12 protein-coding genes and 1 pseudogene are annotated in these 15,910 nt (G+C 44.5%); 6 read left to right on the top strand and 7 right to left on the bottom strand.

The features are described from left to right. From L5M37_RS14070 to L5M37_RS14080, 3 genes and pseudogenes are all read right to left on the bottom strand, one after another. A pseudogene (locus tag L5M37_RS14070) lies at positions 1–102 on the bottom strand (IS110 family transposase); the annotation flags it as partial. A 282-nt stretch (positions 103–384) separates the two neighbouring features. Then, positions 385–3,216, bottom strand: a complete 2,832-nt coding sequence (locus L5M37_RS14075; RefSeq protein ID WP_263200891.1) for a DEAD/DEAH box helicase — start codon at positions 3,214–3,216, stop codon at positions 385–387. Positions 3,217–3,248: 32 nt separating this feature from the next. Further along, positions 3,249–4,694 (bottom strand): hypothetical protein, encoded by a 1,446-nt coding sequence (locus tag L5M37_RS14080; protein ID WP_263200893.1) that lies wholly within the window; start codon positions 4,692–4,694, stop codon positions 3,249–3,251. Positions 4,695–5,638: 944 nt separating this feature from the next. Here L5M37_RS14080 and uvrD point away from each other — a divergent pair. Both uvrD and ubiA read left to right on the top strand, forming a co-directional pair. Continuing rightward, positions 5,639–7,807, top strand: coding sequence for a DNA helicase II (gene uvrD, locus L5M37_RS14085; protein WP_263200894.1), 2,169 nt, complete (start codon positions 5,639–5,641; stop codon positions 7,805–7,807). 138 nt (positions 7,808–7,945) lie between these two features. Next, positions 7,946–8,806, top strand: coding sequence for a 4-hydroxybenzoate octaprenyltransferase (gene ubiA / locus L5M37_RS14090; RefSeq protein ID WP_263148572.1), 861 nt, complete (start codon positions 7,946–7,948; stop codon positions 8,804–8,806). 6 nt (positions 8,807–8,812) lie between these two features. Here ubiA and torT read toward each other — a convergent pair whose 3' ends face one another. Further along, positions 8,813–9,886: a TMAO reductase system periplasmic protein TorT gene (gene torT, locus L5M37_RS14095; RefSeq protein ID WP_263200897.1), complete on the bottom strand. Its 1,074-nt coding sequence runs from the start codon at positions 9,884–9,886 to the stop codon at positions 8,813–8,815. Positions 9,887–10,218: 332 nt separating this feature from the next. Here torT and L5M37_RS14100 point away from each other — a divergent pair, with 332 nt between their 5' ends. The 4 genes from L5M37_RS14100 to L5M37_RS14115 all read left to right on the top strand — a co-directional run bounded on the left by L5M37_RS14100 (position 10,219) and on the right by L5M37_RS14115 (position 14,145). After that, complete coding sequence (locus L5M37_RS14100) at positions 10,219–10,614, top strand: VOC family protein (RefSeq protein WP_198572000.1); 396 nt, start codon at positions 10,219–10,221, stop codon at positions 10,612–10,614. 34 nt (positions 10,615–10,648) lie between these two features. Continuing rightward, positions 10,649–11,698: an NAD(P)H-dependent flavin oxidoreductase gene (locus tag L5M37_RS14105; protein ID WP_263200899.1), complete on the top strand. Its 1,050-nt coding sequence runs from the start codon at positions 10,649–10,651 to the stop codon at positions 11,696–11,698. A 221-nt stretch (positions 11,699–11,919) separates the two neighbouring features. Next, complete coding sequence (locus tag L5M37_RS14110) at positions 11,920–12,837, top strand: TlpA family protein disulfide reductase (RefSeq protein ID WP_263200900.1); 918 nt, start codon at positions 11,920–11,922, stop codon at positions 12,835–12,837. 225 nt (positions 12,838–13,062) lie between these two features. Further along, complete coding sequence (locus tag L5M37_RS14115) at positions 13,063–14,145, top strand: AI-2E family transporter (protein ID WP_113939224.1); 1,083 nt, start codon at positions 13,063–13,065, stop codon at positions 14,143–14,145. Positions 14,146–14,156: 11 nt separating this feature from the next. On the opposite strand, the gene L5M37_RS14120 is transcribed toward L5M37_RS14115, so the two are convergent. From L5M37_RS14120 to L5M37_RS14130, 3 genes are all read right to left on the bottom strand, one after another. After that, a complete protein-coding gene (locus L5M37_RS14120; protein ID WP_131524228.1) occupies positions 14,157–14,444 on the bottom strand; it encodes a helix-hairpin-helix domain-containing protein in 288 nt (95 codons plus the stop codon). Between the two features lie 123 nt (positions 14,445–14,567). Then, on the bottom strand, positions 14,568–15,146 hold the full coding sequence (locus tag L5M37_RS14125) for a nucleoside triphosphate pyrophosphohydrolase family protein (protein WP_105250355.1): 579 nt from the start codon (positions 15,144–15,146) through the stop codon (positions 14,568–14,570). A gap of 174 nt (positions 15,147–15,320) precedes the next feature. After that, positions 15,321–15,905: a TlpA family protein disulfide reductase gene (locus L5M37_RS14130; protein ID WP_105250354.1), complete on the bottom strand. Its 585-nt coding sequence runs from the start codon at positions 15,903–15,905 to the stop codon at positions 15,321–15,323. Positions 15,906–15,910: the final 5 nt, after the last annotated feature.

The raw sequence follows: 15,910 nt of genomic DNA on the forward strand, positions 1-15,910 counted from the left end.
GCGTCTAAGCATTTTCTTTTTGATTAACTTGCCCGCTTTATCGACGCCAACAGCATGAAAAACAGACTTTGCGATATCTAAACCGATTGTAGTAATCTTCATAGGTGGACCCGTCCTCTTTCTGATGAGTTTTAGCGACTACATCGTGGCCCATTGCGAGGCCGATTTAAAGTGGATGGGTCCATTCCATTATCCATGGCGAGACTCACGCAATTTGTCTATTCGCCCTGCGGCAACTCCGAGGGGATGCGTATTCCGTCGATTTTGAGTTGTCTGATTGGTCACTTAAAGCATTAAAGAGTTGTTGATGTTCTGTTTCACCCCTCAATAAACTCTCATAAGCTCGACATTTATCGATTTTCATTTGAGGTTGTTCATTTTTATCTATTTATTATCCAACCATGCTCCACTAACCCAATCCACATGATCCGGTATCATATTGATTTCAGATGAGGCGTTAAGTACTTTATGTGCTGCTCGCTCGACCAATTGAAACCACTGTTCATTTACGTCTCTGGTGGGGATAACGTTGCTAGTCTCAGCTTCTTCTAAAAACCAGTCACCTAGGATTTTAGGATTCTGATAAACTCGCCCACCCTGAATAAAGAAGGCTGCAAAATCTTGTTTCATGCGTCTTCCATAAACATCTTGCCATCTCAAATTTGCGGTAATAAACGATTCACCACTTAAATTGCGAGCACAAACGGATGCTGTCTTACCTCCGAAGCTAAAACTACATGCTGTTCGAACAAATAGCTGCATTAAAGACGCGTTCATATCCATCATTACCGTGCTCTTGCGACTTCTTGCCATATCGCGGTATACAGTAATATCGAGGGCACTGGATCGAGTTCCTAACTCATTCATGACGCTATCTGGTAACCTCAATTGGAGTACCTTGTCATCATGTATCCGCTTAACTATTTCGATATTTAACTGCTTGCACATTCCTTCAATAAACGACAGTTGATGAGCTGTTGTTATTATTAATTCGTTTGCTAAATCTTCAGGGTTATAGCGCGAAACGTATTTAAATAGATCACGCTGTAAATTTGTCGCATTTTTCGCACGTTCAAGTGCTTCTTTAATCCTTTCCTCAGTGCGTTCAATTCCACCAGCAGAAGCTTGCTCAAGAATTTCCTCTAGGTCCAAAAGATTAGAGACTTCACCGAGAATGTCGTCTTTTAACGCATCATTAAATTCATCACCTTGCACTGCAGCCATGTCACTAACAACCTGTTCAATACGCTGATACATTAAAGCGATAATTTGTTCATCAACAGTTCCCGGTGAGTTTACGTTAAGCACAACGACTTTCTTCTGCTGACCATATCGATACAAACGGCCTATTCGTTGAACAAGTCGCATTGGGTTCCATGGCAAATCATAGTTGACCATGGTGTGACAATGTTGCTGCAGGTTAATACCTTCGCCACCCGCCTCAGTTGAGATTAAGAATTGCACTTCATTATCAAACTGCCAGATAACGTCTCGTCTTTCATCATGAGACATACCACCGTGCAATAGCACAACTTTATCGTCACCAAACTGACCTGTGATAGCTTCTTTGATGTATTCTTGGGTTGCTCTGTATTCTGAGAAAATTAGAATTTTTTCATTCGGATTATCTTTGAGAAGCTGCTTTAACAACGTATCCATAAAGCGCGATAGTTTGTCATCATGATTTATTAACTTTTCAACTCTAGTGATCAGTAATTTTAGAAGCTCAATCTCACCATCAAAGAACTCTTCACGACTATCTTGGTCAGAACTAACTGTAAACTCTTCTAATTCACCTTGAAAACGTTCATCTTCGACAAAATTAGACTGAATAATTTCATCTAAAACATCGTTTTCTAATCGGCTAAGTCGGCGATATAGTGCCCTTCGGATAGCTGCAACACTTGACGCTGCAAGCTTTCGATAAACCGTCATTACAAAGCCAATCGCATTCCCCGAATAGCCCTTATTTTTTCCCGCTTGATAGCCTTTGCGTAAGTAATCTTGCAGCGCCTGATCAAAATCAATAGATTGCTGATTGACTGGCACTTCTAAAGCAATGGTTGATTTGCCGTGGAATACGAAGTTTCCTTCAGCGTCAGTAACATCGGCCTTGTAGTTCCGTATTACCATGTCCTGAAGCAATACAGGTTTTAATGAAAGCAAAGCAAATTCGTTCTTTCTATCTGGTCTTAACAACTCAAGTAAAGAAATGAACTTATCCTGCATGCCTTGGTGAGGTGTTGCTGTTAGCAGTAGTATCGAGCGAGCCTTTTTTGATCTTCTCAAACTATGCGCCAAATTAAAACGTTCAGAAGTGTCATAGTGAAGACCATATTGCCGACGAGAAAGCCGATGCGCCTCATCAAACACCACCAGATCCCAAGCGTCCGCTTGTAGGAGCAATTCCAAGTGTGACTCTTGTTTCAACTTATCAATGGATGCAATTACATGGTCGTGCATTTTCCATTCACGAGGCTCATGAATATGGAAACTATGACCATATATTTGAAAATCTCCCAATCCAAACTTATCGTGCATCTCCTCCTGCCACTGACGAGTAAGACCAGCAGGAGTAATAAGCAAAATTCTTTTGGCTTGTCCTCGCTGTTGTAATGCATACAGCAACATACCTGTTTCAATTGTCTTCCCTAAGCCAACATCATCAGCAATTAGCCAGTCCAAACTTCCTGAATTCAAGATGCGATGCACTAAATGAATTTGATGCGGCAACGGATCAATATCTAAACTAGAAAGTGCACCAGTGTTTTCATTCCAATTGCGCAACGCATGGGCCAAAGTTTTCAACCGAAAACGTTCTGCTACATTTCCTTCTGATTGAGAACCAACGACATATGCATGTTTTACCCCTTTGATTTGTCTCAAGGCAAAATAGGGAAGCCAGCGCCTCTCGTTGCTTTCTGGAAACTCAACCAAATGCTGTGTAGTACCATTAGCACTTCGACTTTGAATAATAACCCCTTCACCAAACGAATAGAGGTCATCAATTGCCAACATCACGTCTGTACCCAGTCTAAAACCCGAATTAACTTCCGCAGGTCGAACAAACGTTCTTTTATGTTCAGGCAACCATAGTACCTTCAATGTAATAAGCTCACCATCAACGGTCTGCTTTTCTACAATGCCAGTTCGAATAGTGCCATTAGGTAATTTTTGACTAACCCAACACCCTGGAGATGGAGCGCAACTGTTCATATTCTGTGTTCCCTGTCAGCTATATCATCAGTCTAATTTCGATTTAGCTGATAATATTCATCATCATAAATAACATCTTGGCAAAAACGCATATTTCTGAATTCACTACGTTCAATTGAATAGCCGTATAATTCCAATTCTCGGATCAATTCTTGGTCATTAAAATCAATATCACCAATGTCAGAAAAATCTAACTCACGCGCAGTACACATTGAGCCAAAACCAGCCTCATACTCATATAAAACATCATCTTTTTCTAACTGATCGAGCGTGGCATTAAGATATTTTGCAAATGCGCGGTAAGAACGCCTCAGTGATTGACTATTGAACCAACGGTCATAAATACTATCCAGATTCTCTAAAAACACATCATCATCAGATAAGCCGTTTTGACATTGTGAAACAATTGTCACAAAGCGCAAACTTTGTGCCCAACTGAAATTGCTGTAATTGGCGTCACTTTCCCCATTACGATAAAAATTAATCCAATATTTGGAAAGCTGCTGCCAAGTATCTCGCAAAAACTTCGCAGATCTTAATACCTCCGGTTGCATCCCTGCATCAGCATAGAAGTTAAGAAATTTCACAACCGCACCATAAGATTTCACCGAGAAGATATCAGTGAGTAAATCCAGTGTTGAATGGGGCCAGTTATGACGAGCAATAAACGCCGCGGCTAGCTGAACAGCGCGTTGCTCTATCGTGATATGGTCTTCAGCGTAAAAGTCAGCTGATTCAGCTTCGCTTTCAATTAAATCATCTGGGTCAATAAAATAGTTGTCATTTACCCCAATAACCAAATCTAATAACAACTCTGCGGCAGGATCTGTAGCAACATCATAAATATCCGAATATCGATCTGCGTCGCTGCACATGTCGATAGTGATTACATCATCCACCGCACTACCAGCGTCGATTTCGGCGCAATCATTAAAAGTGACTTCGTCATTTACTTCGAACGTTACTGTAGAAATTTCATCCTTAATATCATCTTCAACAGGCTGCTCACCGAAGTGTAGTGATACTGCATCCGAAGTGTTTGCTTCCTGAGGAATTGATCCGTTATTAACGTAAATTGACGATGTATGTGGCTGTTCATTAACGAGGCTAGAATGTTCACTTGAAAAAATCGGAGCTACTTGCTCCTCCATACCGTAAACATATTGATCATGTGTATAGTTAAGTTGCTGATTATCAAGGTAATCGAGGTCAGCTGCATGAATGTATTCATCAACAGTTGGTTCGAAAACGAAGTCATCACGCCGTAATTCATCACGACGTAGAAATGCGTCTCTCGCTTTATCCAGTTTTCCAAGCTTTTTTAAAATGTTTCCGTAAAACTCCCAGATTCGAGGAGTTCCAGTTTCTTCATACAAGTAATACTCTAATACCTTCCTAGCACGCTTAAAATCATGGCCAGCGATAGCACTTTTGACTTGTCGGATTAACATCTCGTCCTTGGGGTTACCGCTCTCCATTGCGTTATATCCTTAATCCTAGTCCCGACCAGACTCTTTTTGAACAGGATTAGCTTTATCAGCTTTTATTTGTGTGAGCACCGCGATATGCCGCATTATTATTCACCTAGCTTGAGTAAAGCTTTTATAAGAGTGCATGTTTCGTTTGATGGACAAGATAAACAAACAAGTGATCATACTCTTCGAGAAAACCAAAAATTTAGAACTCTCTGAGTGATGCCACCAGCTCTAATCCTTAGTTTCAGCAAATTAAGTTCATCTTTAAGTTGTCGAGCTCAATCCAACATATTGACTTTATTTTAATCGTTTCACAGTATCAGATTGATTCAGATAGGCAAAGGTGGATCTAATATTTTGAGATGGTGATAACAAATTTTTAACTGATAGATTAGTTATCAGAAAATTTGAATTGATGAATCAAGCTAATCACCAAAAGGTTACTAAAGCGCTTACTCCCGAATTTAACTTCGAAGTGCGACACTCGGCAATTAAGCCTCTTACCACCGCTTAAGCTTAAGATTTAAACACTTTTTGGCCGGAAGATAACTATATTGTTAGTAAATTCAAATAATTACTAGCTTGCCTCAAATTAAACCCTTTTTTACATGCTGCCGGAGTTATCCATTAGCGTTTTCATTCGCCCCACGTTCAGAACGATAAGAGTATACAAAACACACCTGTGTATCTAGCGTCTTTACTAGCTGGCAGAGTTACGCAAAGGTTAATAGGATTAAGCACTATCATGGAGGTGACCGTTGGCGGCATGGATGCCGTCGTCGAGCCCTCAGGGATGAGTTAATGGCGAGTCACTGGAATGACAGTGCTTAATCAATTTAGTCATTACAACTTAAGTGCAAATCAAGGTGTGGCTCTTGTCTTGTGGATCAAACGCGCAGGCGGGTTTTCTTCTGTTATAATGCCTCCTCGATTTTTTGGAGGCGAGAATGGACGTATCTTCTTTACTAGACGGCCTGAATGATAAGCAGCGCGAGGCTGTCGCGGCACCGCAATCTAGCATGTTAGTGTTGGCGGGCGCGGGCAGTGGTAAAACTCGGGTGTTGACCCACCGCATTGCGTGGCTGATGCAGGTTGAACAGCAGAGTCCTTACTCGATTCTTGCGGTGACGTTTACCAATAAAGCTGCGGCTGAGATGCGCGAGCGAGTTGAAAAAGTCGCTGGCACCAATATGGGCCGCATGTGGATTGGGACTTTCCACGGCTTGGCGCATCGCTTGTTACGCACTCACTTCCAAGATGCGGGTTTACCGCAAAGCTTCCAAATCCTCGATTCTGACGATCAAGTGCGCTTGATCAAACGTATTCTTAAAAGCCTGAATTTGGATGAGAAACAATATCCTCCACGCCAAGCTCAGGGTTATATCAATGGTAAAAAAGACCAAGGATTACGCCCTAAACATATCGATGCGGGCGGTTTTCCGCTTGAGCAAAATCTGCTAAAAATCTATCAGGTTTACCAAGAGTCTTGTGACCGCGCGGGTTTAGTCGACTTTGCCGAAATCCTATTACGTGCCCATGAGTTATGGCTCAATAAACCGCACTTATTGGCCCATTATCAAGACAGATTCAAGCATATTTTGGTGGATGAGTTCCAAGATACCAACGCGATCCAATATGCGTGGATCCGCGTGCTTGCCGGTCAAACCGCCAATGTGATGATAGTCGGTGATGACGACCAATCGATTTACGGTTGGCGCGGTGCTCAGGTTGAAAACCTACATAGATTCTTAAAAGATTTCCCGACGGCGACCACGATTCGCCTCGAGCAAAACTATCGCTCGAAGGGCAATATTCTTAAAGCGTCCAACGCCTTGATCGCCAACAACCCAGAGCGTATGGGGAAAGAGTTATGGACGGATGAAGCCGATGGCGATCCGATTTCGCTCTATTGCGCCTTTAATGAAATGGACGAGGCGCGCTTTATCGTCGGTCGAATTAATGATTGGCACGAAAAGGGCGGCAACCTTAGTGATTGTGCGATTTTATATCGTTCTAACGCTCAATCGCGGGTATTGGAAGAAGCCTTGTTACACAAAGGCTTAGCCTATCGCATTTACGGCGGTTTACGCTTCTTCGAACGCCAAGAAATTAAAGATGCTATGGGTTACCTGCGGCTGATTAATAACAAAGACGACGATGCAGCGTTTGAGCGTGTAGTGAATACGCCGCCCCGTGGCATTGGCGATCGCACTTTAGATATTTTGCGCTCCACCGCGCGCCAGCATGAGTTAACCCTGTGGCAGGCGAGTGTGCGTTTACTCGACGAGAAAGTGCTCGCGGGCCGCGCAGCAAATTCTGTGCGTGGTTTCATGGACTTAATCATGACGATGCGTGAAGACACCCAAGATATGGTGCTGTATCGCATGGCCGATACTGTGATCCAAGCTTCGGGTCTTAAGGCCATGTATGAGGCCGAAAAGGGTGAAAAAGCCCACGCTAGAATCGAAAACTTAGAAGAACTCGTCACAGCGGCACGTACCTTCGAAATGCCAGAAGAGCTAGAGGACATGGGCGAACTTAACGGTTTCCTCTCCCACGCGGCGCTCGAAGCGGGCGAAGGCCAAGCCGATGCCTTTACCGATGCGGTGCAGCTAATGACACTGCATTCTGCCAAAGGGTTAGAGTTCACTATGGTGTTCATGGCGGGGGTCGAAGAAGGGATCTTCCCGAGTAAAATGGCGCTCGAAGAGGGCGATAGACTCGATGAAGAACGCCGTCTCTGCTATGTGGGCATGACCCGCGCCATGGAAAAACTCTACATTACCTATGCGGAATCGCGGCGCATTTATGGCCGCGAAGATTACGCTCGGCCGTCGCGTTTTATCAAAGAGATCCCGCCGCAATATGTGGATGAAATTCGTCTTAAGGCGCAGGTTTCAACGCCGATGGCGAATAATCGTTTTAGCGCCCCAAAATCGGCTGCGACAAACGATACCGGTTTTAACGTCGGCCAACGAGTCAATCACCCTAAATTTGGTGAAGGTAAAGTGACCAACTTTGAGGGCAGCGGTGCCCAAGGGCGAGTACAAGTGAGCTTTACTGACTTTGGCAGCAAGTGGTTAGTGGTGGCTTACGCTCGGTTAGAGGCGCTTTAATACCAGCCCTGAACGTGATGAATGTCAGCTTTTTATGACACGCTTTTAGGGCGTAAATTCGCATCGGGAGAAGCATGGGTATATGATGCTAATCCTGAAACCGAGTGGAAACTTGAGGGTATTGGGAGTACCTAGTTAATGAATTTAAAGCAGAAGTGGGATGTCTATTCCCGTCTTACTCGAATCGACCGTCCCATAGGTACGCTATTGTTGATGTGGCCATGCTTGATGGCGCTGATGTTAGCGGCGGGTGGTATGCCCGATTTTAAGGTATTGATCATCTTTATTATTGGCGTGGTGATCATGCGTGCCTGTGGCTGCATTATTAACGACTATGCCGATCGCGACCTCGACTCTTTTGTGGAACGCACTAAATCTCGGCCGCTGGCCAGTGGCGAAATCAGCACGAAAGAAGCCTTGATACTGTTCGTCGTTTTAGGTTTATCTGCTTTTGGTTTAGTCCTATTACTCAATGGATTAGTGGTTAAATTATCCGTTGTTGGTATTATCCTCACGATCATTTATCCCTTCACTAAACGCATCACCAATATGCCGCAGATGTTTCTAGGCGTGGTGTGGAGTTGGTCTATCCCTATGGCTTACGCCGCGCAGACGGGTGAAGTGCCCATCGAGGCTTGGTGGTTATTTGCGGCCAATTGGTTTTGGACTGTCGCCTACGATACCATGTATGCCATGGTCGATAGGGATGATGATTTAAAGGTGGGCATTAAATCCACTGCAATTTTGTTCGGTAAATATGACCGCCAAATCATAGGTTTATTTCAGCTTGCTGCGCTGGCTTGTTTTATCGCCGCCGGTTGGAGTGCCGATCGTGGTTTACTCTATGGCCTAGGTTTACTGACTTTTGTCGGCTTTAGTACTTACCAGCAAATGCTGATCTTTGATCGCGAACGAGCCCCTTGTTTTAAAGCGTTTCTCAATAACAATTGGGCTGGACTCGCATTATTTGTTGGGCTGGGCGCCGATTATTTAGTTTAGTGAGCATCATTTTTGTTGTGGAAGATCCTGATGGATCATCCACTGATTCTGTGGCGCTAATATTTGTTCTAAATCAATCTGGTGGATGTTGTCTTGGGAGATAACCTTGATAACTGGGCTCACTTTGTGGGGATAAGGCGCACCTTCGAGTGCGCGTATTGCGAGATCGATGGCAATCCGAGCCTGCAATACTGGTGAGTCGCTGACCGTCGCGAGTAACTGTTTTTTCTGCACTAATTCTATGGTCTGTGCATTCGAGTAGAACGCGATGACTTTTCCCGTTTTATTCCTACGCCCGTCTAAATAGCGCGCCGCGAAAGTGGCGGCAACTGCATTGGCGATCACATAATCTACGCTTTGTTTTGCAAGTACTTTTCGCACTAAATCCGCTTGAACAAATAACTCAGTCGTGCCGTAACCGCCTTCAATTGTGTCGAACTCTTGTTTAGCTGCCGCCCGCCTAAATCCTTGTTCCGCCGCCATAACCCAAGAGGCGTCCTTAGGCCCTGGAAACCAGGCAACTTTAAGTTTCGCAGGCGCTTTATCGACAGGGTCTCGTTGCTGCGATGCAATATACTCAATCGCTGCCGCAGACATATCTTCAAAGCTGACTAAGGAGCGACTCGTGAGTTTGTCGGTCGCGATACCATTCACTAAATCAATAACAGGAATGCCCGCAGCAGAGAGTTGTTCGATATCCGCAATCAGTCCATCAGCCGTATTCGCAGCAATAATATAGGCTTGAGCTTTGAGGGCTTGGCAATCATAGAGTTGTTGTTTTTGTTGCTCAATATTGTCATATCCTCCAGCATCATAAATGCCGAGAGTTACACCTTGGCGTTCGGCTTCCTGCGATAACCCAAAGGCGACGCCCCACCAATATTGGTCTTTACCATGGGGAAGTAAGGCGCAGATCCGCCATGGTTTATTAGCTTGAGTGAGTGGTGTGTATGCCGTTTTTTTGCCATCAGCAATCACATCGGCGGGATACCAAGTTGCCTGCACTGCAAAGGCGAAACTATAGAGGATTAAGGTGAGGCAAATCCTGAGGGAGTAAGCGAAGAATGCAGTAAAGTGCATAGGATCATCATGTTAAGTTAACAATAGATTAAGCATAGATGAATGATCCATAGTTGCTAAGTCGATGCTAAATAAAGCTGATTTATTCTTAATAACCAGTGCCATGAAGTGTTATGGTACTTTTATGATGGGCTGCAGAGTGGTTGAAATTGTAGGGTCGTCTTACATTAGCAGGCTTTACGCTTTGACTTGTTCACTGAATGCTTAAGTTTACATTTCACGCTTAAGGCTTAATTGCCACAGCTGGTTTTTGCCATAGTGCTTAGTCTATAGTCATTGGCTTATAGTGGTTTTTTATGATCAATTTCATGCTTAGGTAACAAGGAATCGTTATGTTTATTCCGTCAGGATTTGCACGGGTTAGCCCGTATATGATGATCGCTGATGCCGATAGTTTAGTGGTTTTTTTACAGCAAGCCTTTGATGCTAAAGCGCTACATATTTCCCGTCGGGCTGATGGCAAAATAGCTAATGCACAGATGCAAATCGGCGACTGTTTATTTATGTTGAGTGAGGCGAGCGAAGCTTTTACGCCTATGCCCGCATCCTATTATTTATATGTGGAAAATGCTGATAAAACGGTGGCTCAGGCACTCGCCTCTGCGGGTGAATTAGTGATGGAAGTGGCGAATATGCCCTATGGCGATCGCCAAGGTGGAGTGCGGGATCCCGTGGGCAATCTGTGGTGGATCTCCCACCGTTTAGCCGCGGGGCCATATCAGGATTGAGCATCAAGTGATAACAAGTCAAAGGAGGTGATGTATGCCGTGCCAGTTAACCCGATTATTTGGAATCGAATTGCCAATTATTCAAGCGCCGATGGCGGGTGTTCAGGGCAGTGCCTTAGCGATAGCAGTGTCGCAAGCGGGGGCGTTGGGATCTTTGCCCTGCGCCATGTTATCCCTCGAAGCCTTAGATACCGCCTTGACACATATTCGCACCCAGACGACTAAGCCCATCAATGTAAACTTCTTTTGTCATCACGAACCTGAACCGCAAGCAGCGAAACAAGCCGCATGGCTTAATCAACTCGCGCCTTATTTTTCTGAGTTGGGTGTCAATCCTGATAGCCAAACCGTGGGGGCGCAACGCGCGCCATATACCAGCACCCAGGCTGCAGTGTTAGCTAAATTTAAACCTGAGGTGGTGAGTTTTCATTTTGGCTTACCGAATGAAGATTTGTTGCTGGAGATAAAGTCTTGGGGTTCAAAAATCATTTCGACAGCGACAACTGTAGAAGAAGCCCTATGGCTTGAAGCGCGTGGTGCGGATGCCATTATTGCGCAGGGTTTAGAGGCCGGAGGTCACAGGGGGCATTTTTTATCCGATGATTTAACCGAGCAATTAGGCACTTTTAGTCTATTGCCGCAAATCATTACCGCCGTTGATATTCCTGTTATTGCAGCGGGTGGCATAGTCGACGCCAAGACAGTGCGCGCCGCTATGGCGATGGGCGCTTCGGCGGTGCAAGTGGGGACGGCATATTTACTCTGTCCCGAATGTACCACCAGTGATATTCACCGCGCCGCCCTGCAAAGTGAGGCAGCGCAGCATACGGCTCTGACTAACTTATTTACTGGTCGACCCGCCCGTGGAATTATGAATCGTTTTATGGCAGAACTTGGCCCCATCAATAATGCCGCACCGGATTTCCCGCTCGCCTCAAGCGCCGTCGCAGTATTGCGAAGCGCCGCTGAACAACAAGGATTTGGTGATTTTAGCCCACTTTGGTGTGGCCAAAATGCAACCGGCTGTCAGGCGATTCCCGCCGCAGAACTGACGAGGCAATTGGCGTTAGGTTTGATGGTCTAAGATATTGTTGGATAGGTTATTAATACTCATTTTTATGCTCATCAAGGCTTACATTTAATATAGCTAAATTAGCGGCTTGTTAGTTTATACTCGTCGTTTAAAGGTTGGTTGTTGGTGAGATTGCCGCTTCTTTTTAATTATGTTTTTTCTGTACAAATGGCTGCAAATCACTCGCCCCATAGTCGTGGGTGCGAGTGTTCTATAGATTTAAGGAAAACACTATGTTGTTACGTCAAATCATTGTTATGTGCCTTGCCGTTATGAGTTTTGCTACGTTTGCTGGCAATAAAGCCTATCAAGATATCGCACTTAAAACCTATCCAGATCAGCAGCAAGTGACTTTAGCCAGTGTTGCGGGTGACAAGCCGATATACCTAAAGTTTTGGGCGACCTGGTGCCAACCTTGTATGGAGCAAATGCCGCATTTTGAAGCCCTGCAGAAGAAATATCAGGACAAGATTAATATCGTCGCACTGAATATCAATATTAATGAAGAGCAGCCTAAGATTGCTGATGTTATCGCACGTTTCGGGCTCACTATGCCCGTGTGGTTGGATAATGAAGGCGAGCTGGGTGTGGCTTTAGGTTTGGTCGGCACACCCTATAGTGTATTAATCAATCGTGCTGGTGATGTGGTTTACACTAGCCATGAGTCTGATGCCAATTTAGATAAATTTATCGATATGTTGGCGAATGGCCAAGAGTTGACTGCGCAGACAACGGAGGCACCCAGTGCCGAACAAACAGCTAAGTTACTGAAACCTTGGGAACAAGGTGAGCATTTACTTTTTTTTACCGCAACATGGTGTGATTGGTATTTGGCTGATAGCCGCCCAGAAATGTCTAAAGAGTGTATTACCGTTCAAAAAGGTTTAAATAATCTCGCGCAAAAAGTGCCTAATAAAGCGTGGCACGGTGTGGTCAATCATTTGTGGACAGACAATAAAGCGCTCGAAGATTTTAAGCAGCTTTATCAAACTCAAGTCGATTTTAGTATTGATGAATTAGGTGTGTTATTTAATCATTTTAAAATCCGCAATATTCCTACTTTACTGTGGGTTAAGGATGGTAAAGTTATTCAGCGTATTACCGATTTTAGCCAGCCAGAGAAAGTAGTTGAGCAGCTTTCGGCTCAATAAGCTCATTCCAAATGTTAGGCCTTTGATAGATATCCAAAGGCCTTTTGTCTTCAAAGATTGAATAGATACACAGCTCAATATTCGGTGTTAAAGTCATTGCCCATGGGAAGCACTGCGCAATAAACTGATTCGTAGAACGAGTTGGTTAAGCGTTAACCTTGTTTGGTGTAATGCAGAGTGTTTTCCATTTTACCGTTGAATTTTATTGTGGGGGGTTTTAGCACTATGACGCCGATTTTCAGTAATGCCGCTATTGGTCGTAGTTTGTTGGTTTTGCTCTTGTGTGCTGGCGTATTCTTTTTTATCGATTTTTTAGTGCCCGCCTTAGCTGCATTGATTGTGTGTTTTTCAAGTTGGCCTCTCTATCAAAAACTATTGGCAAAATGCGGTGGTCGCTCGGCGTTGGCGGCAACCATTGCCCTGTGTTGTATTGTGCTCGGGCTGATTATTCCGCTGGTGTTTGTATTTTCCTATGCGTTACAAGAGATTAGAACTTGGGTTGATTGGTTGGTGTTTACTAACCAACATGGTTCGCCCGTGCCCTTGTGGATCAAAGACTTGCCTTGGATGGGCGAATGGTTAACCCTGCAATGGCAGCAGTTTATTGGTGAACCCCATGAATTAGGCCAAATTATCAGTGCCATTAGTGGCCAGAATTTGAGTGGCATTTCCCGTTGGGTGCTGCAATTGGGTTGGAATACTTTAGGGTTGTTATTGACCTTACTTTTTATGCTGATCACTTTGTTTTTCCTCTATAAAGATGGTCCGCAAGTGGCTAAACAGTTGGATATCGTGGGTGAGCGAGTGCTGCCTGCTCGCTGGCATAGTTTTTCCCGTGTGGTGCCTGCAACAGTCAGTTCTACCGTGATAGGTATGACGCTTATCGCAATTGGTGAAGGTATAGTGCTGGGGATTGCCTATTGGATTGCGGGAGTACCTTCGGCCGTGGCTTTTGGAGTGTTAACCGCCTTTATGGCCTTGGTTCCCGGCGGCGCGCCAACCATGTTTACCTTGATTTCACTCTATCTTGTCGGCACTGGCGATATGACGGCGGGTGTCGGCTTGTTTCTTTGGGGCAGCATAGAGCTGTTTATTGTCGATAAAACCTTAAGGCCTAATCTTGTCGGTGGGCCGATTAAATTGCCTTTCTTACCGACTTTTTTCGGTCTGATCGGCGGCGTAAAAACCATGGGTTTTGTCGGTTTGTTTGTTGGTCCAGTATTGATGGCCCTGCTGGTGGCCATTTGGCGTGAGTGGTTAAGGGAAGAGCCCGAAACGATACCATTGGATAAACAGGCGGATAGATAGTCGCTAAAGCATCATTTCTCTAAGGTATTTTTGCGCTCATCGGTGTAAAACCACCAAGGTTTAGGATCTTCACCTGCCATAAAACGGGTGATGGAGATAAACACATCGAGCATACAGGGGTCGTGTCTTTTGCCCGTTTTGTCGCACAGCGTTTGATACAGCTCGTAGGGGTTTCTATCTAACAACTGCTCAGGCTTATCTATGCCAAGCAAACGTAAATCCGCCGCACAGGCTTTGCCAATATTTGGTAAATCAGTCAATTGCTTAACCTCAGCACGCACGACTTTTGCTGGATTCATACGGATTGCCTCGTTAAAACACACGCTGAAAAGTCATTACTGCTGGATAATCGCTTAGGCGAGATAATTGCCTTGGCGAAATAAGAGCCTGCAAATAACAGGCTCTTAAAAAAGCTATAAAATCTAGGCTTTAACCAGTGTTGTCAGATCCGCTGGGCGATAGTAAACCGATTTTAGTACCTTGCCTTGGCGAACCACTTTACCTGCCATTTCCACATCTTTAGCGCATTTGGCTATGATGAAATCACCTTGCTGACTACCGACAATTTCAACACCTTGCTTGGCATAGAAGGCAATGGTCTCGGCCAGTTCTTGCTCGTTACGGCACACTTTACTCATATTGCTCGAGTGGACTTCATCCCAGCAGCTAATAAAGTCGATTTCACGGTTTTGAGCCACGCAAAGCAACAAGTCAATCAGGTAACTGATTTCGAGTCTGTCCGTCATTGCTTGCGCGCCTAAGTGCACTAGACGGCCCATTAATACGTATACAGAATCGACTATGGCATCGGCCTGTTCGATACGGCTATCGGCTTCGGCAAGTTCAGTTAACTCCTCAATAATCAGTGAAGTATGTAAGGTATCGGCCTTGTCATCTAAAGAATCAACATCATTAACGGGCAAGTCGAAGGTGCTACGAAACTCACTGATATCACGATATAAGTGGTCATAAATAGGTTGAGTTAAGCGGGTGAGTTTCATCTGATTTGCCTTGAAATAAAGAGTTTGGCGGCAATTTTAAAGAAATGCGTCGCAGAATACAAAGATGGGGCAGAGATAAAAATACCCGCAGCCAAATAGGCGGCAGCGGGTTTCGGTAAATTTTGGCGGATGACCGAATGGAGAAATATATTGTGAGTCTGTGTTACTTGGTGATTATTGGCCGTATTTTGCAATCAGTTGATCAAGATAAGGGCCAACGTCTTTATCAGCCCAATCGAGATATCCCCGCACAAAACCGACAAGATTACCTTTAGCATCAAAAATATAACTGGCGGGTACGACATTCGCGGGAATGATTTGTTCTATGTTTTGCTCCGGGTCAAGCCAAGTGGCATAGCCGCTAAAGCCATGTTGGTTAAGAAAAGGGCGTACATCTTTAGATTCTTCATCGATAGAGATTGGAATGATGGCGATATTCTTCCCTTGATACTGCTGCTTAAGTTTTTGGAGTTCTGGAATTTCCCTTAAACAGGGGGCGCACCAGGTTGCCCAAAGATTGACTAAAACCAATTTTCCTTGGTGCTGTTTTAGGGTTTGAGTTTGTCCTGATTCATCAATAAAGGGAACTTCTGGTACGCCGCGTGCGTGCTGCATTTCTATAAAACCAGTCATCACAAGGGGCTTAGGAAGGGGCTCTCCTGTACTGTAGAGTTTATTGTCTAGTGAGTGGGCTGAGCTGCTATTAGAAAACAGACCCAAACACACGAGTAGAACAAAGGGAAAATAGTGTAATTTCATCTGGT

Source organism: Shewanella sp. SM69, assembly GCF_025653985.1.
Taxonomy (GTDB): Bacteria; Pseudomonadota; Gammaproteobacteria; order Enterobacterales; family Shewanellaceae; genus Shewanella; species Shewanella oncorhynchi.